The sequence below is a fragment of the Thermomonas sp. genome, assembly GCF_041919455.1.
Lineage (GTDB): Bacteria > Pseudomonadota > Gammaproteobacteria > Xanthomonadales > Xanthomonadaceae > Thermomonas.
In genome coordinates this window covers 55779-81937 of the sequence record NZ_JAYRTQ010000006.1, presented here as the reverse complement: position 1 = coordinate 81937, position 26159 = coordinate 55779, and the positions used below count along the sequence as shown (strand labels likewise).

Here is a 26159-nt window from a genome sequence, read left to right as displayed (position 1 = left end):
CGGAACGCTCCCGATGAGCGCGCCAGTCTTCGCAGCTTCCGAACTGGCGCAACGGTTCGGGCTCGCCTTGCGCGGCCCGGATCGCGACGTTGCAGGCGTCGGCACACTGGCCGACGCCGCCCCACACCAACTCGGCTTCCTCGCCAACCCCCGTTATCGCGCGCAACTCGCGGAAACGCAGGCGGGCGTGGTCGTGCTGCGCGAGGACGACGCCAACGCATTCGCCGGCACCGCGCTGGTCGCACGCGATCCCTATGCCGCCTTCGCACGCATCTCCGCGCTGTTCGAGCGCCTGCCCGCGCGCGAACCCGGCATCCATCCGAGCGCGGCGGTCGATTCCTCCGCCGTGATCTCGCCGGGCGCGCATATCGGCCCGTTCACCAGCATCGGCGCCCGCACCACCATCGGCGCGGGCGCGGTGGTCGGACCGGGCTGCGTGATCGGCGACGACTGCGAACTCGGCGAGGGCTGCGAGCTGCAGGCAAGAGTGACGCTGCTGACGCGCGTGCGACTGGGCAAGCGCGTGCGCATCCTGCCCGGCGCGGTGCTCGGGGCGGCGGGCTTCGGCTTGGCGATGGAACATGGCCGCTGGCTCAATGTCCCGCAGCTGGGCGGCGTGGTGGTCGGGGACGATTGCGAGATCGGTGCCAACACCACCATCGACCGCGGCGCGCTGGGCGACACCGTGCTCGAGGAAGACGTGCGCCTGGACAACCAGATCCAGGTCGGCCACAACGTGCGGATCGGCGCGCACACCGCGATGGCCGGCTGTTCGGCGGTGGCCGGCAGCGCGCGCATCGGCCGCTACTGCCTGGTCGGCGGCGGCGCCGGCATCCTTGGCCACCTGGAAGTCTGCGACCGCGTGGTCATCACCGCGATGTCGCTGGTGACCCATTCGATCCGCGAACCCGGTGAATACTCCTCCGGCACCCCATTGATGGACAATCGCAGCTGGCGCAAGAGCGCGGCGCGCTTCAAGCAACTCGACCGCATGGCCCGCGCGAACCCGCGCGCCGGCGCAAGCGACAAGGACCAGGAATGACCGAGACACCCTTCCGCGTGACCCTGCCGGTGAACACCCCGGAAATCGAACGCCTGCTGCCGCACCGCTATCCGTTCCTGCTGGTGGACCGGGTGATCGAGTTCGAGAAGGACAAGCGCGTGCTGGCCTACAAGAACGTGACCTGCAACGAGCCCTTCTTCACCGGCCATTTCCCCGGCCATCCGGTGATGCCGGGCGTGCTGGTGGTGGAAGCGCTGGCGCAGGCCGGCGGCCTGCTGACCCAGCTCTCGCGCGATCCGGCCGAACTCGGCAAGGACACGTTCTACCTGGTCAAGGTCGACAACGCGCGCTTCAACCGCATGGTCGTGCCCGGCGACCGGCTGGAACTGGAAGTCGAACTGAAGCGTCGCATCCGCAACATGGCGCAGTACGTCGGCATCGCCCGCGTGGATGGCGAGCAGGCCGCCTGCGCCGAGATCCTCTGCGCCGCGGCCCGCGAATGAGCGACGCGCCCGCCCTCGTCCACCCGACCGCCGCCATCGACCCGGATGCGCGGCTGGGTACGGGCGTGCAGGTCGGCGCCTACGCGGTGATCGGCGCGGGCGTGGAGATCGGCGACGGTACCCGCATCGGTCCGCATTGCACGATCGAAGGGCCGACCCGGATCGGCCGCGACAACGTGTTCCACGCGCACGCGGCGATCGGCGGCGAACCGCAGGACAAGAAGTACCGCGGCGAACGCGTCGAGCTGGTGATCGGCGACGGCAACGTGATCCGCGAATTCGTGACCATCAACCGCGGCACCGGCGATGGCGGCGGCATCACCCGCATCGGCGACCGCAACTGGATCCTGGCGTATTGCCACGTGGCCCACGACTGCATCATCGGCAACGACTGCGTGTTCTCCAACAACGCCACGCTGGCCGGCCACGTGACCGTCGGCAACCACGTGATCCTCAGCGGCTTCGCCGGCGTCCACCAGTTCTGCCGGATCGGCGACCACGCGTTCATCGGCATGGGCGCGTTCGTCAACGGCGACGTGCCGCCGTTCCTGATGGTGGCGCAGGAAAAATACGCGCGCCCGCGCGGCATCAATGCCGAGGGCCTGAAGCGTCGCGGCTTCGATGCCGGCCGCATCGCCAGCATCAAGCGCGCCTACCGCGCGCTGTACATGGGCGATGCCAAGCTGGACGAAGCCAAGTCCGAACTCGGCGAGATCGCCGCGGCCGGCAGCAACGACGTGCGCGCGATGCTGGACTTCATCGAACGCGGCGAGCGGCCATTGCTGCGATGAGTCCCACGGCTTCTGTCGCGCATGCGGCAGGGGGCTACCCCAACGCGCTCGCTCGCGCGACCGCACTCCCCGATACTCGCTTGGTTGGGGTAGCCCCCTGCCACATACGCGACCCGATTGGTCCCGAGAAAAGCTGGTGAACATTCGCATCGCCCTCTGCGCCGGCGAAACCTCCGGCGACCAGCTCGGCGCCGGATTGATCGATGCGTTGCGCACGCATTTCCCCGATGCGGAGTTCGCCGGCATCGGCGGCGATGCGATGCGCGCTGCCGGCATGGACACCTGGCACGATGCCAGCGAACTGGCGGTGATGGGCCTGGCCGAAGTGCTCGCGCACCTGCCTCGCCTGCTCAAGCTGCGCAAGACCTTCCGCCAGCGCGTGCTGGACTGGAAGCCGGATGTCTTCATCGGCATCGACGCACCCGATTTCAATCTCGGCGTGGAGCGCTGGCTGAAGCAGCGCGGCGTACGCACCGTGCATGACGTGAGCCCGTCGGTGTGGGCGTGGCGCGAGAACCGCGCGGCGAAGATCGCCGCCAGCGCGGATCGCGTGCTTTGCCTGTTCCCGATGGAGCCGCCGATCTACGCCCGGCATGGCGTGGATGCGGTATTCATCGGCCATCCCTTGGCGGATGCCATCCCGTTGCAGCCGGATCGCGACGGCGCGCGCATCGCACTGGGTGAAGCGGTCGATGCACCGCTGCTCGCGCTGCTGCCCGGCAGCCGCTTGGGCGAAATCACCCGCATGCTGCCGACGTTCCTGCAAGCCGCGCGCTTGCTGCAGGCCGACGTGCCCGGCCTGCGCGTGTTGATCCCCGCCGCGAATGCGCAGTGTCGTGCCGCGATCGACGCGATCATGGGTGATTCGGCGGCGCTGCGCGTGCTCGATGGCGATGCCCAGCGCGCGATGATCGCCAGCGACGTCGTGTTGCTGGCCTCGGGGACCGCCGCACTGGAAGCGATGCTGTGCAAGCGGCCGATGGTGATCGGTCATCGCATCTCCGGCCTGACCTACGCCATGGTCAAGGCCTTCGGCCTGCTGAAGTCGGCGCATGTCAGCCTGCCGAATGTGCTGGCCGGCGAAACGCTGGTGCCCGAGTTGCTGCAGGACGACTGCACGCCGGCGAAGTTGCACGCCGCGCTGCGGCGCTGGTTCCTTGATGCCGACGCGGTGGCGGCGTTGCAACCGACGTTCCTCGCGTTGCACCAGAGCCTGCGTCGCGATGCGTCGGCACGTGCTGCCGATGCGGTTGCCGGATTGCTGGCAACGCCCGCGTGAACGCGCGCATCGCCGGGATCGATGAGGCGGGACGCGGCCCTCTGGCGGGGCCGGTGGTGGTGGCTGCCGTGGTATTCCCGCCGGGGCGCACGCCGGTGAACGGACTCGACGACTCCAAGGCACTGACTGCGCGCAGGCGCGAGGCGCTTTACCCGCGCATCATCGAGCGCGCGCTGGCGTGGAAGATCGTCTTCATCGAACCCGTCGAGATCGACCGCCGCAACATCTACCACGCCACCCTGCACGGCATGCGCGAAGCGCTGCTGGGCGTCGCGCACATGGCGGATTGCGCCCGCATCGACGGCAATCGCCTGCCGGCGGACCTGCCCTGCCCGGCCGAGGCCTGGATCGGCGGCGATGCGCGCGACCGCACCATCATGGCCGCGTCGATCCTCGCCAAGGTGGCGCGGGATCGCGCCATGCACGACCTGCACGCCTTGTATCCGCACTACGGTTTCGACCAGCACAAGGGTTACCCGAGTCCATTGCACCTTCAGGCGCTCCGCGACCACGGACCATGCCCTGTTCATCGGCGCAGTTTCGCACCCGTGCGCAACCTTGGGGGCGCTCCCTTGCAAGGGGATTTGCTGGCCGATCCCGCGCCATGCTGAGCTCGCGTGGACCCACCGGACTGTCAAGCCTTGCCCGGCTACCGCACCCCGCCTACGCTGGACCTTGATCCTGCGGAATCGCGATGACCGCTCGCTACGCCCACCTGCACCTGCACAGCGAATACTCGCTGGTCGATTCGACGATCCGCATCCCGGAGCTCGTCGCGGCCTGCGCGGCGCGCGGCTTGCCGGCGGTCGCGATCACCGACCAGAACAACCTGTTTGCGCTGGTCAAGTTCTACAAGGAGGCGGAGAAGGCCGGGATCAAGCCGATCGCGGGCGCCGACGTGCTGGTCGCCGAGGGCACCGCCGCGCCCTCGCGCCTGACCCTGCTGTGCCGCGACAACGACGGCTACCTGAGCCTCTCGCAAATCCTCACGCGTGCGTGGATGGAAGGCCATCGCGTCGATGGCGTGGTGGCGCGGCCGGCGTGGCTGTCCGAGAACGCCGGCCTGTTCGCGATCGCCGGGCCGCATTCGGAACCGGGCCAGTTGTTCGCCTCCGGCCGCCACGACCTGGCCGAACAGGCGCTGGCCGACCTGCAAGCGAAATTCGGCGAACGCCTGCACCTGGAACTCTTGCGCACCGGCCGCGGCGGCGAAGACGCATTCAACACCTTCGCGCTGGACGTCTCCGCGCGACGCGGCATCCCGGTGGTGGCGAGCAACGATGTGCGCTTCCTCGATGCCGACGGCTTCGATGCGCACGAGGCGCGTGTCTGCATCGCCAGCGGGCGTGTACTCGACGACAACCGACGCCCACGCGACTACAGCGCGGAGCAGTACCTCAAGTCCGTCGACGAGATGGCCGCGCTGTTCGCGGCGGATGCACCGGACGCGCTGGACAACAGCGTGGCGCTGGCGCAGCGCTGCAACCTGGGACTGCGGTTGGGCACGTATTACCTGCCGGCGTTCCCGGTGCCCAGCGACGAAACCCTGGACAGCTGGATCCGCAGCCAGTCGCGCGAAGGTCTCGCGCAACGGCTCGAGAAAGCGCCGCTGGCGCCCGGCAAGACCCGCGAGGACTACGACGCGCGACTCGAGCTGGAGCTCGACGTCATCGTCAAGATGGGGTTCCCCGGCTACTTCCTGATCGTGGCCGACTTCATCAACTGGGCGAAGCAGCACGGCATCCCGGTCGGTCCCGGCCGCGGTTCCGGTGCCGGCTCGCTGGTGGCCTGGGCATTGGGCATCACCGACCTCGACCCGCTGCCCTACGACCTGCTGTTCGAGCGCTTCCTGAATCCGGAGCGCGTGTCGATGCCGGACTTCGACATCGACTTCTGCATGGACCGGCGCGACGAGGTGATCGACTACGTCGCCCGCAAGTACGGGCGCGATCGCGTCTCGCAGATCATCACCTACGGCACCATGGCGGCGAAGGCGGTGCTGCGCGACGCCGGCCGCGTGCTCGGCTTCCCGTACGGCTTCGTCGACGGGTTGGCCAAGTTGATCCCGCTGCAACCCACCGACCCGATGACGCTGGAAGACGCGATCGGCATCGGCAAGCGTGCGCAGAAGGAACCGGATCGCGTCGTCACCGAGTTCCGCGACCGCTACCACGCCGAGGACGATGTCCGCGACCTCGTCGACCTCGCTCTGCAACTGGAAGACCTGACCCGCAACGCCGGCAAGCACGCCGGCGGCGTGGTCATCGCGCCGACCCCGCTCCAGGAATTCTGCCCGCTGTTCGCGGAACACGACGGCCATGGCCTGGGCCGCAACCCGGTCACCCAGTTCGACAAGGACGACGTCGAGTCGATCGGCCTGGTGAAGTTCGACTTCCTCGGCCTGCGCACGCTGACGATCATCGACTGGGCGGTGAAGGCGATCAACGTGCGACGTGCAGGACGCACAAGTGTCGCGGAGGGCAGGATGCCCGAGAGCGACCGCCGCGCGGCCGCGGGCGAAGGCGCATTCGACATCATGTCGCTGCCGCTCGACGACAAGAAGACCTATGAGCTGTTCGCGCGCGGCGATTCGGTGGCCGTGTTCCAGTTCGAGTCGCGCGGCATGCGCGAGCTGCTCAAGCGGGCGAAGCCGGACACCTTCGAGGACATCATCGCGCTGGCCGCGCTGTTCCGCCCCGGCCCGCTGGGCAGCGGGATGGACAAGCAATGGTGCGACCGCAAGCACGGGATCGAGGACGTCAGTTACCCGCATCCCGCGCTGGAGCAGGTGCTGGCACCGACGTACGGCGTGATCGTGTACCAGGAACAGGTGATGCAGATCGCCCAGGTGCTGGCCGGCTATTCGCTGGGCGGCGCCGACCTGCTGCGCCGCGCGATGGGCAAGAAGAAGCCCGAGGAAATGGCGAAGGAACGGGCCAAGTTCGAAAGCGGCTCCGCCGAGCGCGGCGTGGACCCGCGCACGGCGACGCAGATCTTCGACCTGATGGAGAAGTTCGCCGAGTACGGCTTCAACAAGTCGCACTCCGCCGCGTACGCGCTGGTCGCCTACCAGACCGCGTGGCTGAAAGTGCACTACCCGGCCGAATTCATGGCCGCGGTGCTGTCCAGCGACATGGACAACACCGACAAGGTCGTGGGTTTCCTCGACGAAGCGCGCACGCTTGGCCTCAAGGTGTTGCCCCCGGACGTGAACGCCTCGACCTACATGTTCGAGGCCACCGACTCGAAGACGATCCGCTACGGCCTGGGCGCGGTGAAGGGTGTCGGCCGCGGCGCCTGCGACGCGATCAGCGCCGCAAGGACGGACGCTGGCGCGTTCAAGGACCTGCTCGACTTCAGCAAGCGCGTGGATGCGGCCGGCCTCAATAAACGCACCCTGGAAGCGCTGGTGCATGCGGGCGCGATGGATGCGCTGGCGAACAACCGCGCGTCGCTGATGCTGCAGTTGCCGGAGGTGCTGAAGGCGACCGACCAGATCGCCAGGAATCGCGACGCCGGCATCGTCGACATGTTCGGCACCATGCTGTCCAACAGCAGCAGCGGCGCACCGGACATCCACATCGACCTGCCCACCTGCGGCGACTGGCCGCTGGCGCAGAAGCTGCAGGGCGAACGCGAGACGCTGGGCCACTACCTCAGCGGGCATCCGATGGATCCGCACCGCGACGAACTGCAGCGGCTCGTCGGCCACGACCTTTCGTCGCTGGACGCGCTGTGGGAAGCACGGCCGCAGGAAGCGCGCAAGGGCTGGCGGCAGCAGATGCGGGCGGTGGTCGCGGGGCAAGTGGTCGGCATGCGCAAGCGCGGTGATTCGCAGGCCTTCGTGCAACTGGAGGACGGGCGCGGCCGCATCGAATGCGCGTTCTTCGGCGACGAATGGAAGGAATACGGCCCGCTGCTCACCCGCGACCGCATCCTGGTGGTGGAAGGCGACCTGCGCGAGGACGAATTCAGCGGCGGCTTCGCCTTGCGCGCGAGCAGGTGCTGGGGCTTCACCCAGCTGTGCGGCGAACGCGCGCAACGCGTGTCGATCCGCATCGACCTGCGCCAGCCGGACGCGCTGCCGCACTTCGAACGCATGCTGCAGGCGCATGCAGGCGCGACCCCCGTGCTGATCGAGGCGATTACCGCCGCCGGCATCGGCCGCCTGACCGTCAATGGCGGCCGTGGCCTGCGGGTGGATGCAGCCTTGCCCGGCCTGCTGCGCAACCTGCCCGGCGTGGACGCGGTCAGCGTGACGCTGGCCAAGCCCTGGGTGAACTGAGCGGCGCTCAGTCGTCCTCGTCGCCGGCGACGATCCGCTTCTGGATGCGATCGAGGTAGGCGTCGGCTTCCTGCACGCTGCGGAAGATCTCGCTCAGCGGCACCGCCTTGACGATGTCGAACACCTTCTGCACCTGCGGCTGCGTGTTCGCCAGCACCAGCGTGCCGCCGCGCTCGGCCAGCAACTTGCGCGCGCGGAAGATCGAACGCACGCCGGCCGAACTCACGTACTCCAAGTGGGCCAGGTCGAGCACCAGCGCCTGCACCTTCGCCGCCAGCACCAGGGTCAGGGGATCATCGAGCTCGCCATAGGTATGCGTGTCCAGGCGACCGCCGACCTCGACGCGCTGGCTGCCGTTCGGAAGCAGTGGATGGATGCGGACGGAGATGGCCATGGCTTCGCGGGGACGTCAGGTGGGGGAAGAGGTTGCATCGAGCACGACATGCACGTGGTTCCAGCCGTCGTCCCGATGGTAACGCGCATCCTGCGCGAGTTCGCGCACCAGGTGGATGCCGAGCCCGCCGATCGGCCGATCGTCGAGGCCGGCGTCGAGGTCGGGCGGCGGATGCGCCAGTGGGTCGTAGGCGGCGCCGTTGTCGCGGAGGTCGAGGACGACGCGGCCGCGATCGATCCTCGCATCGAGCCGCATCGCATCCACGCCGGCGGCAGCGCCATGGTCCATCACGTTGCAGAACAACTCCTCGACGACCAGCTGCGCGTCGTGGATGCGGCCAGGGTTGATGCCGGCGGCATGCAGGTGGGTCTCGATCCCGGCCAACGCCTCCTCCAATCGCCCGCGTTCGCCGGGTACGTTGAGCGCCATCGACCACACGGCCCTCGCGCGTTGCGCCGCGCAATCGATCGCGAACACGGTGATGTCGTCCGACTGCGCCACGCCGGACGCGAACGCATGCACCGCGACCGACATGCCTTCGCAGGCATCGCTGGCGCTGCCTGCGGCGCGCAACGCGGCCTGCATGCGTTCCTCGCCGAAGGCGACATCGTCGGCATCGAAGGCCTCGGTCACCCCATCGGTCCAGGCGAACAGCAGGTCGCCGGGTTGCAGGCGACCGCGCCAGACCTCGAACGCATCGACCGCGTCGAAACCGAGCGCAGGTCCCGATTCCAGCGGAATGAGGTCGATGCGGCCATCGGCATGCCGCAGGAGCGGCGCATCATGGCCGGCACTGGCGATGGCGAGATCGCCCGTCGCCAGGTCCAGCACGCCGCACAGCACGGTGGCGAACATGCAGGCGTCATTGTTCTCCGACAGATGGCGCGCGGCATCGGCCAGCACGCGGTCGGGCGCATCGCTCGCCGCGGTCGCCACCTCCAGCACGGTCACTACCCGCGCCATGAACAACGCCGCCGGCACGCCCTTGTCGGAGACATCGCCGACCACGAACCACAGGCGGCCGTCGCCCTCCAGGAAATGTCCGTGGAAATCGCCGCCGACGGCCTTCGCCGGCTCCAGCCGCGCTCGCAGGCGATAGCGGATGTCGCCACTGGCGAAGTCGCGGTCGCGCGGCAGCATCGACATCTGGATGCTCCGCGCGATGTCCAGTTCGCTCTGCAGCTTCTGCCGTTCGGTGGCGTAGCGGCCGATCTCGTCCAGTTGCTGGCGGATCGAATCGCGCGCGCGTTCCAACGCACGCGCCATGACGCCGACCTCGTCGCCGCGCGCGTCGTGCGGCACCGGCCAGTCGAATTCGCCGTTGGCGAAATGGCCGGCACTCGTGGTGAGTTCGGTCAATGGCACGGTGATGCTCCGCGACAACCGCAGCACCGCCAGCGCGGCCAGCAGCGCGACCAGCCCGCCGATCAGCCCGAGCATGCGCATCGCGCTGTCCAGGCTCGCCAGCATCGCGGTGCGACCCATCGAGAGTTGCAGTGTCCAGCCGCTCTCGCCGACCGGCTGCAGCACCGAATAGCGCACCGTGCCATCGCGCGCATCGGCATGGGTGATCTGCAGCGGGCGCTGCTGCACGCGCGCCGCTTCCAGCGGGGCGAGGTCGCTGCGACCGGCGCGCTCGATGTAACCCGGCAGGTCGTGGGCGAAGGCGATCCCGCGTTCGGGATGCACGGCGATGGTGCCTTCGGGCGCGAACAACGCGGTGCGCTGCCCCGCCACGGCGCGCAACGACTCCAGCGACGACGACAGCGCCTGCACCGGCACGTCCAGGCTGACCATGCCGATGCGCCGGGCCTCGCGGTCGCGCAGCGGCAGGTTGAGCGTGGTCATGTAGCGCCCGCCGGCGGTCTCGTTGAAGTAGGGCTCCGACCACCACGGCGCAGTGGCCTGCAGGGTGCGCTGGTACCACTCGCGACCGGCCAGGTCGTAACCGTCCGCCAGCAGGTCGCGGTCCGGCACGCCGCGCGCGGCGATGCCCACGTACTGCGCCAGTGGCGCGCGGTCGGCGAGCACGCCCGGCTCCAGCGCGACCAGGCCGCCCACCGTGGCCGGTTTGGCGTCCAGCATCGCCTCCATCGCCTCCAGCAATTCGGCGCGGGTCAGGGTCACTCGATTGCTGAGTTCGATCATCGCCTCGCCGGAGACCCTCACCGAGCGCATGGTCGCGTCCAGCCGATCCGCCGCCTGCCGCGCCTCGTAACGCGTACGCGCCTCGGCATCGGCGATCACTCGCTCGCGTGCGGCGTAAAACGCGGTGGCGAACCCGGCCAGCAGCAGCAACGCCAGCAGCAGGCCCACCCAGAGCATCAGCCGCGTGCGCAGGCTGGCATGCCAGGGCACGCGCACGTCCGCCGAGGAGGCGTGGGGCGCGGCCGGCACGGGCATCGGTTCCATCGATGCAGCCTCGGGTGGCGCATCGCCCGCGTCAAGCATCCGCCACCGTGGTGGCCTGACCTACGGCTCGGTATGTCCGGCTTGCTGGGCTAAACTGCCGCCGATGAACCCGAATTACCTCGACTTCGAACAGCCCATCGCAGACCTGGAAGCGAAGATCCAGGAACTGCGGCATGCGAGCAACGGCCCGGCGGTGAACGTCGACGCCGAAGTGCACACGCTGAAGGAAAAGCTGCGCAAGCGCACCGCGACGATCTTCCGCGACCTCACCCCGTGGCAGGTCTCGCAGCTCGCCCGGCATCCGGCGCGGCCGTACACGCTGGACTACCTGCGGGTGATCTGCGACGAATTCGAGGAACTCGCCGGCGACCGTGCCTTCGCCGACGACAACGCGATCGTCGGCGGACTGGCCCGCATCGACGGCCGCCCGGTGATGGTGATCGGCCACGAGAAGGGCCGCGACACCAAGGCCAAGGTCCGCCGCAACTTCGGCATGCCCAAGCCCGAGGGCTACCGCAAGGCGCTGCGGCTGATGAAGATGGCCGAACGCTTCGGCCTGCCGATCCTGACCTTCATCGACACCGCCGGCGCGTGGCCGGGCATCGATGCCGAGGAGCGCGGCCAGTCGGAAGCCATCGCCCGCAACCTGCTGGAAATGGCCGAGCTGAAAGTGCCGATCATCTGCACGGTGATCGGCGAAGGCGGCAGCGGCGGCGCGCTGGCGATCGGCGTCGGCGATCGCACCCTGATGCTGGAATACGGCACGTACTCGGTGATCACGCCGGAAGGTTGCGCGTCGATCCTGTGGCGCGATGCCGGCAAGGCCAAGGACGCCGCCGAGCAACTCGGCCTGACCGCCAAGCGCCTGCTCGGCCTGGGCCTGATCGACAAGCTCGTGCGCGAGCCAACCGGTGGCGCCCATCGCAACCCCGTGCAGATGGCCAAGCGCCTGAAGGCGGTGCTGCTCAACGAACTGGATGCGCTCGAGGGCGTTCCGGTGGACCAGTTGCTGCAGCGTCGTTACGAGCGGCTGCGCGGCTACGGCGCGTACGACACCGCTTCCTGAGACTCATGCGCGCGCCGTTGGCCGACGTGGTCCGGCGCGATGACGATCGGCGCGTACTGGTCGGCTTCAGCGGCGGCCTGGATTCCACGGTCCTGTTGCGCCTGCTCGCGGGCGATGCCGACATCCGCCGCCATGGCTTGCGCGCGATCCACGTGCACCACGGCCTGCATGCCGACGCCGACGCCTGGGCCGCGCATTGCAGGCGAACCTGCGATGCACTGGATGTACCGCTGTCGATCGTCCACGTCGACGTGGATCGTGCGTCCGGCCTCGGCTTGGAAGGTGCCGCACGGGCGACACGGCATCGCGCATTCGAGGAAGGCTTGCGCGACGACGAGATCCTCGCCCTCGCCCACCATCGCGACGACCAGGCCGAGACCTTCCTGTTACGTGCGCTGCGCGGCTCCGGGGTGGACGGGCTGGCGGGGATGCGACCGTGGCGCGCCTATGCCAACGGCTGGCTGTGGCGACCATTGCTCGATGTCCCGCGCGATGCATTGCAGGCGCATGCGACCGCGCATGGCCTGGCGTGGATCGAGGATGCGAGCAACGGCGATCCCCGTTTTGACCGCAATTTCCTGCGCAACGAAGTGATGCCGTTGCTGCGCCAGCGCTGGCCGCAGGCGAGCGACAACCTGGCGCGCTGCGCGGCGCTGAATGCACAGGCGGTCGACCTGCTTGAGCTGGATGATGTATCCGCATTGCGGCATGCGATGCACGACGACCGCACGCTCGATGTCGATGCGCTGCGTGCGATCCCGCAGGCGCGGCGGGCGCGCGTGCTGCGCCGCTGGATCGGCGCGCTCGGCCTGCCGCCGCTGCCGGGCAACGGCATCGCCCGCATCGAAACCGACCTGCTGCCCGCACGTACCGATGCCGAAGCCTGCTTCGAATGGTCGGGCGCGCGCATTCGCCGCTGGCGCAACCTGCTGCATGCCGACGCGATGCGCGAGCCCTTCCCCGTGCACTGGGCCCAGGCATGGGACGGCGCTGGCCCACTGTGGCTGCCGACCGGGGACACGCTGGAACTCGTCGGCGTGGACGGATTCGATGCGCCGCTGCGTGTGCACGCGCGGCATGGCGGCGAACGCATCGTGTTGCCCGGGCGCGGCCATTCGCATGCACTGAAGCACGTGCTGCAGGAGGCCGGCATCCCGCCCTGGCGGCGCGAGCGCCTGCCGTTGCTGTCCTCGGACGACGGCACCCTGCTGGCCGCCGGTGGCACGCTGCTGTCGGCGTCACTGGCCGACTGGTTGCATGCACGCGCGGCCCGGCTGCACTGGTCGGGGCTGGCGTAAACTTCGCGCATGGCCCGAAAGACGACACCTCCGCTAGACACCTCTCCGGTTGCCGACTTCGAGCAATCGATGCAGTCGCTGGAAGACCTCGTCGCGCGCATGGAAAGCGGCGAGATGACGCTGGAGGAATCGTTGGCTGCCTACGAGCGCGGCGTCGGCCTGTACCGCAGTTGCCAGACCGCACTGGAACAGGCGGAATTGCGCGTGCGCCTGCTCAGCGACCCGGCCAATCCCGACGATGCGCGTCCGTTCGACGCCAGCGAAGATGCCTGACGCGGTGTTCGCGGCCTGGCGCGCGCGCGTCGAGGCCGCGCTCGACCGCGTCCTGCGCGATCCCGCGGTCTCGCCCGAACGCCTGCACGCGGCGATGCGCCACGGCGTGCTCAATGGCGGCAAGCGCATGCGTCCGTTGCTGGTGTATGCCACCGGCACGGCCCTCGGCGCCGACGAAGCGGCACTGGACGATGCTGCGGTCGCGGTCGAATTGATCCACTGTTATTCGCTGGTCCACGACGACCTGCCGGCGATGGACGACGACGCCCTGCGCCGCGGCCAGCCCACCGTGCACGTCGCCTTCGACGAAGCCACCGCGATCCTCGCTGGCGATGCACTGCAGACGCTGGCCTTCGAGGTGCTGGCCGGGGCACCACTGGCGGCGGAGCGTCGGGTCACGATGCTGGCCGAACTCGCGCGCGCGTCCGGCGCGGCCGGCATGTGCGGCGGGCAGGCGCTTGATATCGATGCGACCGGCCAGTCAAAAAGGGGAACGGCGAAAAGGGGTCAGAGTGAAGTTTCGCGACGGGGACCGGGACAAGACGAACATCGTCGGCGCGAAATTCACTCTGAGCCCTTTTCGATCGCAGACCTCGAGCACCTGCATGCGCTGAAGACCGGCGCATTGCTGCGCGCATCGGTGCGCCTTGGCGCAATCGCCGCCGCTGCCGACGCCGCCAGCCGCGTAGCGCTGGATCGTTATGCCGACGCACTTGGCCTGGCCTTCCAGGTGCGCGACGACCTGCTCGACGTGGAGGGCGATGCCGCCACCCTCGGCAAGACCGCGGGCAAGGATGCCGCCCAGGACAAGGCCACCTTCCCTGCGCTGCTCGGCATCGATGCAAGCCACGTCCGCCTGGCCGGCCTTTCCACGCAGATGCATGAGGCACTGTACGCGCTGGATGCGGACACCACGCTGCTGGCCGCGCTTGGCCGCAGGGTCGTCGAACGCGACAACTGACGGAGACGCCGGGCATGGCGCGCAGGAACATCCGCAAGGCCATGCAGGACCGCATCGACGCCGCCATGGCCTCGGCCGCGGTGTGGTTCATGGATGCGTGGACCGTCGTCGAGCGCGGCTGGCGACGGCCGTTGTCGAAGCTCGCGCTGCGCCTGAAGTTCGCCTTCTATCCGCTGCTCGCGGTCGCCGCGCTCGGCTGGCTGGGCTGGGACTGGACCCACGCGCGCAGCCTGGACGCGGCGGAAGACAGCCTGTTCGACAGCGTGGTGAAGTTGCGGCCGGTCGAGCCCAAGCCATCCGGCAAGACCGTGGTGGTGGAGATCGACGAATGCTCGATCGACTGGACGCGCAAGCAAGGCCTGGGCGGCTGGCCATGGCCGCGCTCGGTGCACGCGGACCTGCTGGATGCGCTGGATCGCGGCGGGGTCAAGGCGATCGGCGTGGATGTGATGTTCCTGGATCGCGATCCCGATGATCCGGACGGCGATGGCATGCTCGACCTGGTTGCCGCCGGCGGAGCAGGCCGTTTCCTGTTCGCCACGTCCAGCCAGTCCGCGGACTTCAACGAGGAGGTCGCGCCGCGTGCGTCGCAGGCACCCGGCGCATATCCGCTCTCGCCCGACGCAAGCAAACCGGGCCCGCCCATCGCCATTCTCCTGCCGTATGGCGACGCGATGGCGAAATACGCGGCGTCCACCAACTTCGGCCGGTCGGACGACAGCATCGTGCGCGACGTGCCCCTGCGCGACGAGGTCGGCGGTTGGGCGATCCCCACCCTGCCAGTGCTGCTGGCCGCGCAGGTGCAAGGACGGCCGGCGTCCAGCTATCCCGCGCAGGTGCGGGTGAACTGGCGCAAGCACAGCCAACTGCCCTACATCAGCGCAGCCGACCTGCTGGCGGGCGAGCCGGTCTGCCATGCCGCGGGCAGCAAAGCCCCCCTGTTGCGCGACACAGTGGCCTTGGTGGGCTACAGCGCGGCCGGCATCAGCGACACCAAGCCGACCCCGCTGAACCCGGCGATGCCCGGCGTGGCCGTCTGGGCCGAAGCCACCGAGGCGCTGTTGCAGGACAGCGCGATCTGGATGCCACCGACGTCGTTCAAGTACCTGCTGGCGGCGCTGCTGGTCCTGCTCACCAGCTACGCGTTCTGGCGCGGCGAACCGCACGAGGACGTGGACGGCGTGTTCGTCGCCACCAACACCACCCTGCTGCTCATCGCCTTCATTGGCCTGACCTTCTTCGGCGTGTTCGTCGACATCTTCGCCAGTGTCGGCTTCGTCAGCCTGTGCTTCGGCCTGTGCAGGCTGTACGCGGCGGTGCAGCGGGGCCGCGCGGTCGGCAACAACGACTATCGCGACGAATACAACCCGCAGCGACATCCGTGGCTGCTGATGGCACGCCTGCGTTTCGTGCCGAACCCCGACATCGGCGAGTTCGCCGCGGTGCGCGGCAAGCGCGAATACCGCCGCCTGCTGCGCCGGCAACTCTATGCAGGCAGCGACGCGGTGATGATCGAAGGCATCGTCGAACGCAAGAGCTGGCTGCACGACATCCTCGACGACCTGATGCTGCTGATCTGGACCGGCACCGAGCGCACCCAGGCGCTGGATGCCGCCAAGCGCGAACTCGACCAGTTGTATCGCGACCTGAACGAAGGCGACCTGCGGCTGGAGGACCATGGCCGGGTGATGGTCTGCATTTCCGTTGCCGAGATCGACGACGACAACGACCTGACCAACCGCGGCGAGCGCATGCGCCTGCGCGAGTTGCTGGGGCAGGACCTGAATGCGACCGACGAGTGGCTGCTGGTCGCGGACAATCGCTATATTCTGGATCCGTCGCACACGCTGGACTTCAGCGACGAGCCGACGGATACCGCCGACACGGAAGGGGAAGATCGATGACGCGCAACACGATGCGATGGAGCGCCGCCGCGCTGGCGGTGGCCGTGTCCGGCCTGCTGCTGGCCGCCGACCCGATCACCCCCGCCACGGTCGCCAAACCCTCGATCACGGCGCATGCCAAACCGGATTTCGCATCGCCCAGCGTGGCCACCTTCAGCAAGAACGCGCCGGTCAAGGTCAGCGGCCAGCAGGGCCTGTGGTTCCAGCTCGCGCTGGACGGCGGCAAGACCGGCTACGTGCGGGTCAACGACGTGCGCGTGGCCTACGGCAAGGCGGAAACCGGCGGCGCGGCCGCAGCCTTGTTCACCGGCAAAGCCGGCAAAGGCCGGGTCAGCGAGACCGCCAGCGTGCGCGGCATCGACGAAAGCGATCTGAAGAGTGCCAGTTTCAATGCCGCCCAGTTGAAACTGATGGAGTCCTACCGCGCCACGCCGGAAGCCGCCGAGCAGGCCGCGGCCAAGCGCGGCTGGACCGCCACCCAGGTGGCGTACGCGATCGAATACCAGCCCGGCAAGGCGAAGGCCAAGGGTGGCGCCACCCAGGCCGAGAAGCGCGAGCGGTTCGGCATGGCGCGCGGGCTGCTGTCCTCGATCGGCGGCCGGCTGGGCGGTGGCGTGGGCGCGACCGCGGCGGCCTCCGGCGACAAGCTCATCGGCAAATCGGACCATGAGGTTACCCAGGACGAGCTGGAACTCGGGCCGCTGATTGCCGGACGCATCCTCGGCGCCGCGCCGCTGGTGAAGGATCCGGCCGTGCAGAAGCGGGTCAACCTGATCGGGCGCTGGCTGGCCTCGCGCAGCAGCCGCCCCGAGTTGCCATGGACCTTCGGGGTGATCGACGACGGCGAGATCAATGCCTTCGCCGCGCCGGGTGGCTACATCCTGATCACCCGCGGCCTGTACCAGCTGCTGGGCAGCGACGACGAAGTGGCAGCGGTGCTTGGGCACGAACTCAGCCACGTGGTCCAGCGCGACCATTACGAAGTGCTACGCAAGCAGGAACTACAGGGCGCCGGGCGCGATGTCGCGCTCAGCGGGGTCAACACCGGGGGCGGCGTGGCCGGCAGCCTGGCGCGCGGCTACATCGAACGCAACGGTGCGGCGATCATGCTGACCCAGCTCGACCGCAACGCCGAGTATCGCGCCGACCAGGCCGCCGGCATCTACCTGGCCCGGGCCGGCAGCAATCCGCTGGTGTTCTACGCGGTGCTGCAAAAGATGACCGCACTCGGGTCGTCGTCGCAACGGCTGACCCAGCTGTACAAGACCCATCCCTCGCTGGACAAGCGCCTGGACGCGCTGGACAAGCAGGGCTACAAGGGCATGGAGCCGTACCTCGACCGCTGATTGCGGCCCGGCGCGTGGATGCGGAAAGGCCGGCTTGCGCCGGCCTTTCCTTTTTGACGCACTGCGCTCTCCCGATTACTTGAACAGGCGGATCGTCACTGGATAGCGGTACGGCTGGCCGTCGTAGGCCTTGAACGCCGCCACCAGGGTGCAGACGATCCACAGCAGCGCCAGGATCCCCCACAACGGCAGCGCCACGATCAGGCCGATGCCGAGGGTGAAGATCGAGAACACCACCGCGGCTGCGGCATAGATGAACATGCTGAGGTTGAAGTTGACCGCCTCTTTCGCATGCTCGGAAGCGAACGCGGAGCGGTCGCGTACCAGCATCCACACCCCCACTGCTGCAATGGCGCCCGCCACGCCCGCCCACAGGCTGGTCGCCATCGCGGCCACCAGGGCCGCAGCGTGTGCAGCGGCCGCCCACTGGCGGTCGGTGAGGCTCGGGGACAGGGTCTGCACGCCGGTCGCGTCGCCACCGGATTCGTAGGTGCTGGTTTCCATCGTCGACTCCCACCGGAAACAGTCCGGCATGGAAAGGAGGATGGAGGCATTGCCTGGCGATCCAAGCGGCCGGAGGCCCAATGCGGGCCAGCGGCGACGAAAGGCCGCCGGCGCGCGACGAAACGCGCAACGCCGGCGACGGGGACCGCTTACTTGATCAGGCGCAGCGCGTACGGATACCGATACGCGACGCCTTCGTTGGCCTTGATGCCCGCGAGGATGGTGAACACCAGCCACGCGATGCCGATCAGCGGCAGCAGCACCAGGCCGATCAGGATGAACGTCAACAGGAAGCCGATGAACGCGGCGATCAGCATGGTGATGTTGAAATTCAGCGCTTCCTTGCCCTGGTCGGCGGCGAAGGGAAGGGTGTCTTTCTTGACCTGCCACACCACCAGCGGGCCGATGATGTTTCCGAAGGGGATGACAACGCCGGAGAGCGCCGACAGGTGCGCGAACATCCCCCACTGCCGGTCATCGGAAGACGGCGCACCGGAAGGCACGGGAGGAGGTGCGGTGGCTTCGTTCATATCCATCTAGAGTTCCCCGGTTTTGCGCGAGCGCGCGGTTCACGAAGCATAACGCGGCCCGACGCAGGTGCCGGCCAGTCCCGCCGCCGTTGCGCGGCGCCACCGGCCGGCCATCGGCGCGATGCCGGCGACCCCGCGCCCGACCCCGCTTCAGCCGGTGCCGGCCACCGTCATGCGGCCGACCAGCATCGAACCGGTCGCGATGTGCGAACGTGGATCCACATCGTTGCCCACCGCCTCGATCGCGGCGAACACCTGCTTCAGGTTACCGGCGATGGTGACCCCGTCGACCGGATAGGCGATGCGCCCGCCCTCCACCCAGAACCCGGCCGCGCCGCGCGAGTAGTCGCCGGTGATCGGATTGGCGCCCTGCCCCATCAGTTCGGTGACCAGCAGGCCGCTGCCCATCCCTTGCATCAGTTCCTGCAGGCCTGCGGCATTCGCCCGTACCTGCAGGTTGTGCACGCCGCCGGCATTGGCGGTGGTCTGCAAACCGAGCTTGCGCGCCGAATAACTGCCCAGCAGGTAACGCTGGACGATGCCGTCGCGGACCAGCGGCGATTCGCGGGTGGCCACGCCCTCGGCATCGAACGCGGCGGAACGGAACCCCCGCGGCAGGAACGGCAACTCGTCGATGCCGAACCAGTCCGGGAACACCCGCGTCCCCACGCTGTCCAGCAGGAAACTCGCCTTGCGGTACAACGCACCCCCGGATACGGCACCGAGGTAGTGGCCAATCAGCGAACGCGCCGTCTCGGCGGCGAACAGCACCGGTACATCGCCGGTCGGCAGCGAGCGCGGCTCAAGCCGTTCCAGTGTGCGTTCCGCCGCCTTGCGGCCGACCGCGCGCGGATCCTCGAGATCGCCTTCCGCCAACGCCACGCTGTACCAACTGTCGCGCTGCATGTCCTCGCCTTCGCCGGCGATCAGCGCGCAGCCGATGCTGTACGAAGTGCTGCGCTCGGCGCCGAGGAAGCCATGCGAATTGGCGTAGACGCTGATGGTGGCTCCCGCATTCGCGGAGGCGCCATCGGACTTGCCGATCCGCGCGTCGACCTCGCGACCCGCGGCCTCCGCGGCCAGGGCGATGCCGATCGCACGGTCGGCGTCGAACGACGCCGGGTGCCACCCATCGAATTCGCGTTGGGTCGTGGCCATCAGTTCCGCGTCGGCCAGGCCGGAAGCCGGATCGTCCTCGGTGTGGCGGGCGATCGCGCAGGCCTGCGCGACCGTCGCCTGCAGGCTGTCCTCGCGCAGGTCGGCGGTGCTGGCGCTGCCCTTGCGGGTACCAAAGTACACGGTGACGGCGATGCCGCGGTCGCGGGTGGCCTCGACGGTTTCCACTTCGCCCATCCGCACGTTGACCGATAGCCCGCTGTCCTCGTTGCAGCTGACCTCGGCCTGGCTGGCACCGGACGCGCGGGCCTGCGCCAGCAACTGCTCGGCGATGCCGGACAGCCGTTGCATGCGCTCGCGGCTGTCGTCGGCGACCGGGGCGATTTCGATGGCAGGGCTGTTCAATGGCTCGCTCTTCAATGGACTATCCTGTGGCGATGCGTGGACGCGATGAAGACACCGGCGAATTCCTGAGCCCCAGTCGCAGCCAGAACCGGCGCGACGCGCTGGACGTGCTGGCGCTGGGCGAGACCCTGACCGCGTTGAGCGCGGCGCAACTGGCGCGGCTGCCGATCCCGGAGGAACTGCTGCCGCATATCCGCGAGACCCAGCGAATGACCTCGCATGGTGCGCGCAAGCGGCAACACGCATTCCTGGCCAAGCAGATGCGCCGCCAGGACGACGAGGTGCTGGATGCGATCCGCGATGCGCTGTCCAAGGATGGCGATGCCGGCAAACGCGAGACCGCCGCCCTGCATCGCGCGGAAACGGTGCGCGACGGCCTGATGGGCGACGACCGCGACATCGCGATGACCGAGCTGCTGGCCGCCCATCCCGGCGCCGACCGGCAGAAGCTGCGCCAGCTTGTGCGCAACGCGCTCGAGGAACGCAAGCGCAACAAGCCGCCGCGTGCGTATCGCGAACTGTTCCGTGAACTGCGCGAGGTGTTGGCGATCGAGGGCGACGACGTCGCGGATCCCGTGGAAGACGAGGACGCCTGAGCTCACGCCTGGGTCCCGCCCACCGTCAGCTCCGAGATCAGCAGCGAGGGCTGGCCCACGCAGACCGGTAGCGACTGCCCGTCCTTGCCGCAGATGCCGACGCCGTTGTCCAGGGCCATGTCATGGCCGACCATCGCGACCTTCTGCATGGTCTCCGGCCCGTTGCCGATCAGGGTCGCCCCCTTCACCGGCGCGGTGACCTTGCCGTCCTCGATCAGGTAGGCCTCGGTGGCGGTGAACACGTACTTGCCGCTGGTGATGTCGACCTGGCCGCCGCCGAAGTTCACCGCGTACAGGCCGCGCTTCACCGAGCGGATCATCTCCTCGGGATCGTGGGTGCCGGCGCGCATGTAGGTATTGGTCATCCGCGGCATGGTCAGGTGCGCGAAGGATTCGCGGCGGCCGTTGCCGGTCGGCGCCATGCCCATCAGCCGCGCGTTGAGCGTGTCCTGCATGTAGCCGACCAGGATGCCGTCCTCGATCAGCGTCGTGCACGAGGTCGGCGTGCCTTCGTCGTCGATGTTGAGCGAGCCGCGGCGTCCGTCCAGGGTGCCGTCATCGACGATGGTCACGCCCTTCGCCGCGACGCGCTGGCCGATGCGGCCGGCATACGTCGACGTGCCCTTGCGGTTGAAGTCGCCCTCCAGCCCGTGGCCGACCGCCTCGTGCAGCAGCACGCCGGGCCAGCCGGGGCCGAGCACCACCGGCATCGTGCCCGCCGGCGCATCGATCGCGTCGAGGTTCACCAGCGCCTGGCGCAGCGCCTTCCGTGCGAACTTCTCCGGCTTGTCGTCGGCCAGCAATTGCTCGTACGAGTAGCGCCCACCGAATCCGGCGAATCCGGATTCGCGGCGGCCGTTCTGCTCGACGATGACCTGGATGTTCATCCGCACCAGCGGACGCACGTCGCCGGCCAGGACGCCATCGCTGCGCGCCACCAGCACGGTGTCCACGCCGCCGCTCAGGCTCACCATCGCCTGCTGCACGCGCGGATCCAGTGCGCGCACCAGCGCATCCACGCGCCGCAGCAAGGCGACCTTGGCCTCGTTGGCGAACGCATCGACCGGATCCAACGCGGGATACAACTGCCGTCCACTGTTGCGCGCCAGCGCCTGCCCGGCATGCTGGCGACCGTCGCGCGCGATCGCCCGCGCCGACTGCGCCGAGGCGATCAACGCCGCGGCATCGAGGTCGTCCGAATAGGCGAAGCCGGTCTTCTCGCCGGAGATCGCGCGCACGCCCACGCCCTGCTCGATCGCATGCGCGCCGTCCTTGACGATGCCGTCCTCCATGCTCCAGCTCTCGCGGCGGGTGTGCTGGAAATACAGGTCGCCGAAGTCGATGCCCGGGCCCAGCAGGGTGCCGAAGGCGCGCTGCAGCGCGTCGGTGTCCAGGCCGGTCGGAGCCAGCAAGCGTGATTCGGCGATGGCGAGTGCGTTCATGCGTCCTGCTTCGGAATGCGTTGCAACGAGATGGCGACGGCGCGGCGGGGATCAACCCGGCGCATCGGGCGCGGCTTGCGGCTTGGGCGAGTCGCGGCGCGCGCTGACTTCGACCTTGGGCGCAGCCCATGGCCCGGTGATGCGATAGGTCTTCGCGCCGAGTCCCTGCAATGGCTTGTCCAGCACCGCATTGGCGACCGCGCCGACCGCCGCACCGACCGGGCCGCCGGCAAGGGCACCGACCGCGGTCAGCAGGCCACCGGATTTCGGCAGCACGTCCACGGTCTGGTCGAAGCGTTGCGTGCGCAGGTCGGCGCTGCCGCGCACCAGGATGTCGGCGGCCGGCCCCTTGATCGCGATGTTGTCGCTGCGCGCAGTCGCATTGGCCAGGCGTATGTCGCCGGTGATGCTGTCGAAGGCGAAGCCCTTGTCGAAGAAGTCGCGGAAGTCCAGGGTCAGGCGGCGCGGCAACTGGCCGATGCCGAGCAGGCCGAGCACGCGGCCCGCGCCCGGCTCGATCTCCAGCAGGCGACCGTCGCGCGCGTCCAGGCGCAGGCTGGCCTGCAGGGTCAGTGGATCCAGCGCATCCGGGCCGCCATGCCAATCGGCATCGACCTGCAGCGTGCCCTTGCCGCCACCGACCTGGCCGCCCAGCGACAGGCCGGCGAGCAACGCGCCGAAGTCGTCGCTGTCGACGCCCAGCGCCAGCCGGGTGCGGGCTGCGACGCCCCGGCCTGTCCACGTGCCGGTCGCGGACAGGCGCTGCTTGCCGCCGCGGGTGGTGAATTCGTCCATGCGCAGGCCGCCCGCCACCGGCGTGCTGCGGAAGCGCGCCTGCCCCAGTGCGGCCTCACCGATGCGCAGGTCGCCGACATCGAACAGCAGCGGCGGGAGCTTGCCCGGGTCGAACGGGGAGACCTCGGCGGGCACGTCGCTGGCGACCGTTGCCGACGGCCGGGCGGTCGCCGCGCGCAAGCCGCCGAATCCGGGGCCACTGCGCGGCGGCATCGTCCAGTGCAGGCGCTCGAAGCGACCGGCCACGGTTGCGCCGTCTTCCTTCGGCACCAGTAGCGACCCCGCCAGCGTGGGCGCCTGCACCAGCACGGCGGTGCCGCGCGGCGCCGGCACCACCAGCACGCGCGCATCGGGGAACTGCGTGCCCAGCAGGCGCAGTTGCGCCGCAGTGACGTCGATCCGGCGCAGCGACAAGCCCTCGCCGCCACGATCACCGGCGATCACCCCGATCCAGTCCAGCGCATCCACGCGGGTGGCACGCCCGCCGACCACGAGACCCTCGGCGGGTGGTGCCTCGGCACGGGGGCCACCCATTTGCACGGCAACACCCGTCGAAGTGCCACGGGTCCGGCTGCGCAGCGACAGCAGGTTGCCCAGGGTCACTTCGACCTCGCCTTCTTCCAGTGGCAGGCGCAGGTCGACGCTGGCCGCCAGCGCCTGGCCGCGTGGCTTGCGCACGGGCTCCGGCAAATCGAGTTCGGTGCCGGCCAGGCTGGAACGCAATTGCAGGCGACCGGCCATCGCGCCCTGCGCCGCATTGCGCGGGATGCCCAGCGTCACCGTCCACGCCGAACTGCCGGCCACGTGCGGCTTCAGCCAGGCCAGGCTGCCGGCCTTGTCGAGCAGTCCGTCGATGTCGACCTGCGCGTCCAGCTCGCCCTCGAACGCATGCGCCGGATCGCGCACATGCGGGCCTGCCCGCAAGGCCAGCACGCCCGGCGTGCCCTCGTGGCGCACCTGCAGGCCTTCGGCGGCGAACCCGCCCTTGTCGTAACGGATATCGCCGCGGACCTGGTCGAAGGCGAGCTTCCAGCGTTCGTCGCGCAGGGTCGCGCCGGACAACACCACGTCGCCGTGGATGTCGTGCGGTGGCGGTTTGTCATGGTGGAACGGCAGCAGCATGTGGAACTGCGCATGCGCCGGCCCGGCCACGCGCAGGCTGTCCATGCTCGCGCCGTAGGATTTCTGCAACGGGCTGGCGCGCAACAGGCCGAGGAAGTCCCTGGCATCGCCTGCCGCCGCGGCATCGACGGTCAGCTCGGCGCGCCCGAAGCGGGCGATGCCGGCCTTGAACGCCGGGACCGGCACGCCTGCAATCCGGCTGCGTCCCGCCACGGTGAAACCGTCGGCCTCGAAGCGGATGTCGGCTTCCATGTGTTCGGCAGCGGGCCAGTCCGGCTGGAACTTCAACGTACCGTCGCGCATCTTCGCGTCGACCCGGAACACACCGGCGCCATGCCGACCGGCCTCGGTGCGGAACGGCCAATCATCGAGATCGCCGGCGACCACCGCATGGATGTCGTGCAGGCTGCCGCCTTTCAGCGCCGCGTCCAGCCACTGCACGGTCGACTTCGGCATGAGGTGATGCACCCAGAAGCCGTGCGCCAGCGAGACCTGCGCGGTGCCCAGGTCAGCCGCCAGATCCAGCCGCGGACGCGTACCATCGTTCGGGAACCCCAGTCCGCCACGCACCTTCACCTGCAGGTCCGGATTGACCAGCGCCAACCCGGCGGTGCGCACGCTCCAACCCTTGCCCTCGCGCCAGGCCACGGCCTCGCCGTCGGCGTTGAACTCGTGGACCACGCCGAAGCCGGCCGGCCAGTCGAATGCGAACGTGGCCTGCGGGTCGAAGCGCAGGCGCACGCCGTCGGCATCGCCCTGCAACCACCCATTCACGCCGCGCATGCCCGGTGCATTGCCGACCGGCGCGAAATGCAGGCCGCGGATCCGTGCGCTTGCAGAGACCGCACCACCGCGTACGCCATGAACGTCGACGTCTTCCAGCACCGCGCCGGCGGACGACGCCTGCAACCAGCCGCGCATCCCCGCAGGTAACGCATCGCCCAGTGCGAGCAGTTGCAGCAACGGCGCGGCATCGATGCGGCGCGCCTGCAAGCCGAAGCGTTGCCCGCCGCTGACGACCACGCCGTCCATCACCTGTTCGGCATCGCCCGCGCCGAGTCGCAGGCGTGCGGCCCTGGCCTGCCATTGGCGCACCGTGCCGCTCCAGCGTGCGTCCAGCGCGACCTGGCCAAGCGCCTGCGTGAGTGGCGGCTGGCCTGCAGCGGAGGCCACGCCGCGCACGATCACGTCCTCCAGCGTGGCTGCGGCACGGATGCCCACGATCCGGTGCGCCTGCAACGTGCCCCACGCCTGCAATCGTCCAGTCCCCGAGGCAGGCACGATGCCGGCCAGGTCGAAACTGCCGGCGAATTCGCGCAGGTCCGCGCGGCGCGTGCCCGCGTACACCCGGCCATCGCCACTGCCGCGGTCGTAATCCAATGCCGCCGACAGCGGGGTCGCGCCATTGCGCAGCCAGGCCTGCGCGCCGACGCGGATGCGCGCGCCGTCCACGCGCATGCGCAGGTCGATGCGTGGCACTCGCACATCCAGACCGAGTTCCGGCGCCGAGACATGCAGGCGCGCATGCGAGACCTGCAATTCGCCGAGACGCTCGAGCGTCTCGAAGGGATCGCCGCCGGCCTGCTGCTGGCCGGGCAATCCGCGCACGCTCCACAGGCCCGCCGCATCGCGCTGCAGGACCAGGTCCAGCCCGCGCACGCGCAATTCGGTGAACGAACGCCCGGGCAACAGGCCCGCATATTGCGCGACGAGGATTTCGGCATCGCCGATGCGCAACGGGTTCCCGGCATCGCCGATGCGCAGGTTGTCGAGCCGCAGCAAGGGCCCGCGACGCGTCCATTCTGTTTCCACGCCGTCGAAAGCGACCTTGCCCTGCACGCGCGCACCGAGCCAGGCGGCGACCTGGTCGGGATGGCGCTCGACCAGGGGCAGCAACTGGCTGCCGATGCCGTTGCCCAGCGCGAGCAGCACCAACGCCGCGGCCAGCGCATACCACGCACCGCGGCGCAGTAGGCGCCAGCGTCGACGGACGGGCGTGGTCATCGCTCTCGCCGATGGGGCCGGAGCGACAGTGTGCTTCCGCCGCTCCATCCAGTCGTCCAGGACTGATGTCGCGGGTGCGGCCCATCCATGGGCCGCTCTGCAGCACACTGTCGCTCCGGCCCCATCGTCC

General features: G+C 69.2%; 20 protein-coding genes. 13 read left to right on the top strand and 7 right to left on the bottom strand.

Translation table 11 applies throughout. The features are described from left to right. Positions 1-13 precede the first annotated feature (13 nt). From lpxD to dnaE, 6 genes are all read left to right on the top strand, one after another. Positions 14-1042 (top strand): UDP-3-O-(3-hydroxymyristoyl)glucosamine N-acyltransferase, encoded by a 1029-nt coding sequence (gene lpxD, locus ACE3T8_RS05720; RefSeq protein ID WP_374607539.1) that lies wholly within the window; start codon positions 14-16, stop codon positions 1040-1042. Further along, the gene (gene fabZ, locus ACE3T8_RS05715; protein WP_374607537.1) at positions 1039-1506 is read left to right on the top strand and encodes a 3-hydroxyacyl-ACP dehydratase FabZ; all 468 of its coding nucleotides are present in this window, start codon (positions 1039-1041) and stop codon (positions 1504-1506) included. The genes lpxD and fabZ overlap by 4 nt, the downstream gene beginning before the upstream one ends. Beyond that, entirely contained in the window at positions 1503-2297 is a 795-nt protein-coding gene (lpxA, locus tag ACE3T8_RS05710) for an acyl-ACP--UDP-N-acetylglucosamine O-acyltransferase (RefSeq protein WP_374607536.1), read from the top strand. The genes fabZ and lpxA overlap by 4 nt, the downstream gene beginning before the upstream one ends. A gap of 97 nt (positions 2298-2394) precedes the next feature. Further along, complete coding sequence (gene lpxB / locus ACE3T8_RS05705) at positions 2395-3576, top strand: lipid-A-disaccharide synthase (RefSeq protein ID WP_374607704.1); 1182 nt, start codon at positions 2395-2397, stop codon at positions 3574-3576. Further along, positions 3573-4187 (top strand): ribonuclease HII, encoded by a 615-nt coding sequence (locus tag ACE3T8_RS05700; RefSeq protein WP_374607535.1) that lies wholly within the window; start codon positions 3573-3575, stop codon positions 4185-4187. The genes lpxB and ACE3T8_RS05700 overlap by 4 nt, the downstream gene beginning before the upstream one ends. 83 nt (positions 4188-4270) lie before the next feature. Next, positions 4271-7861, top strand: a complete 3591-nt coding sequence (gene dnaE / locus ACE3T8_RS05695; protein WP_374607533.1) for a DNA polymerase III subunit alpha — start codon at positions 4271-4273, stop codon at positions 7859-7861. Positions 7862-7868: 7 nt separating this feature from the next. Here the strand turns inward: dnaE and ACE3T8_RS05690 are convergent, their stop codons facing one another. Both ACE3T8_RS05690 and ACE3T8_RS05685 read right to left on the bottom strand, forming a co-directional pair. Next, entirely contained in the window at positions 7869-8255 is a 387-nt protein-coding gene (locus ACE3T8_RS05690; protein ID WP_374607531.1) for an STAS domain-containing protein, read from the bottom strand. Positions 8256-8270: 15 nt separating this feature from the next. Then, on the bottom strand, positions 8271-10667 hold the full coding sequence (locus ACE3T8_RS05685) for a SpoIIE family protein phosphatase (RefSeq protein ID WP_374607529.1): 2397 nt from the start codon (positions 10665-10667) through the stop codon (positions 8271-8273). A gap of 103 nt (positions 10668-10770) precedes the next feature. On the opposite strand from ACE3T8_RS05685, the gene ACE3T8_RS05680 reads away from it, so the two are divergent. From ACE3T8_RS05680 to ACE3T8_RS05655, 6 genes are read left to right on the top strand one after another with little or no spacing between them, the layout of a single operon-like run. Then, positions 10771-11733 carry an acetyl-CoA carboxylase carboxyltransferase subunit alpha gene (locus tag ACE3T8_RS05680; RefSeq protein WP_374607526.1) on the top strand — a complete coding sequence of 321 codons (963 nt, stop codon included), beginning with the start codon at positions 10771-10773 and terminating at the stop codon, positions 11731-11733. A gap of 5 nt (positions 11734-11738) precedes the next feature. Then, complete coding sequence (gene tilS / locus ACE3T8_RS05675; RefSeq protein WP_374607525.1) at positions 11739-13031, top strand: tRNA lysidine(34) synthetase TilS; 1293 nt, start codon at positions 11739-11741, stop codon at positions 13029-13031. A 9-nt stretch (positions 13032-13040) separates the two neighbouring features. Then, positions 13041-13304, top strand: a complete 264-nt coding sequence (locus ACE3T8_RS05670) for an exodeoxyribonuclease VII small subunit (RefSeq protein ID WP_374607523.1) — start codon at positions 13041-13043, stop codon at positions 13302-13304. After that, complete coding sequence (locus ACE3T8_RS05665; RefSeq protein ID WP_374607702.1) at positions 13297-14265, top strand: polyprenyl synthetase family protein; 969 nt, start codon at positions 13297-13299, stop codon at positions 14263-14265. The genes ACE3T8_RS05670 and ACE3T8_RS05665 overlap by 8 nt, the downstream gene beginning before the upstream one ends. 14 nt (positions 14266-14279) lie before the next feature. Then, complete coding sequence (locus tag ACE3T8_RS05660) at positions 14280-16169, top strand: CHASE2 domain-containing protein (protein WP_374607522.1); 1890 nt, start codon at positions 14280-14282, stop codon at positions 16167-16169. Then, positions 16166-17515 (top strand): M48 family metalloprotease, encoded by a 1350-nt coding sequence (locus ACE3T8_RS05655; RefSeq protein ID WP_374607520.1) that lies wholly within the window; start codon positions 16166-16168, stop codon positions 17513-17515. The genes ACE3T8_RS05660 and ACE3T8_RS05655 overlap by 4 nt, the downstream gene beginning before the upstream one ends. Positions 17516-17590: 75 nt before the next feature. On the opposite strand, the gene ACE3T8_RS05650 is transcribed toward ACE3T8_RS05655, so the two are convergent. The 3 genes from ACE3T8_RS05650 to pmbA form a co-directional block, all read right to left on the bottom strand. Further along, positions 17591-18019 (bottom strand): DUF4870 domain-containing protein, encoded by a 429-nt coding sequence (locus ACE3T8_RS05650; protein WP_374607519.1) that lies wholly within the window; start codon positions 18017-18019, stop codon positions 17591-17593. A gap of 149 nt (positions 18020-18168) precedes the next feature. After that, positions 18169-18555 carry a DUF4870 domain-containing protein gene (locus ACE3T8_RS05645; RefSeq protein ID WP_374607517.1) on the bottom strand — a complete coding sequence of 129 codons (387 nt, stop codon included), beginning with the start codon at positions 18553-18555 and terminating at the stop codon, positions 18169-18171. Positions 18556-18699: 144 nt separating this feature from the next. Next, positions 18700-20016 carry a metalloprotease PmbA gene (pmbA, locus tag ACE3T8_RS05640; protein ID WP_374607700.1) on the bottom strand — a complete coding sequence of 439 codons (1317 nt, stop codon included), beginning with the start codon at positions 20014-20016 and terminating at the stop codon, positions 18700-18702. A gap of 86 nt (positions 20017-20102) precedes the next feature. Here pmbA and yjgA point away from each other — a divergent pair, with 86 nt between their 5' ends. Further along, the gene (yjgA, locus tag ACE3T8_RS05635; RefSeq protein WP_374607699.1) at positions 20103-20666 is read left to right on the top strand and encodes a ribosome biogenesis factor YjgA; all 564 of its coding nucleotides are present in this window, start codon (positions 20103-20105) and stop codon (positions 20664-20666) included. A gap of 2 nt (positions 20667-20668) precedes the next feature. Here yjgA and tldD read toward each other — a convergent pair whose 3' ends face one another. Both tldD and ACE3T8_RS05625 read right to left on the bottom strand, forming a co-directional pair. Next, positions 20669-22108, bottom strand: coding sequence for a metalloprotease TldD (gene tldD, locus ACE3T8_RS05630; RefSeq protein ID WP_374607515.1), 1440 nt, complete (start codon positions 22106-22108; stop codon positions 20669-20671). Between the two features lie 51 nt (positions 22109-22159). Next, positions 22160-26029 (bottom strand): YhdP family protein, encoded by a 3870-nt coding sequence (locus ACE3T8_RS05625; RefSeq protein WP_374607513.1) that lies wholly within the window; start codon positions 26027-26029, stop codon positions 22160-22162. Positions 26030-26159 lie beyond the last annotated feature (130 nt).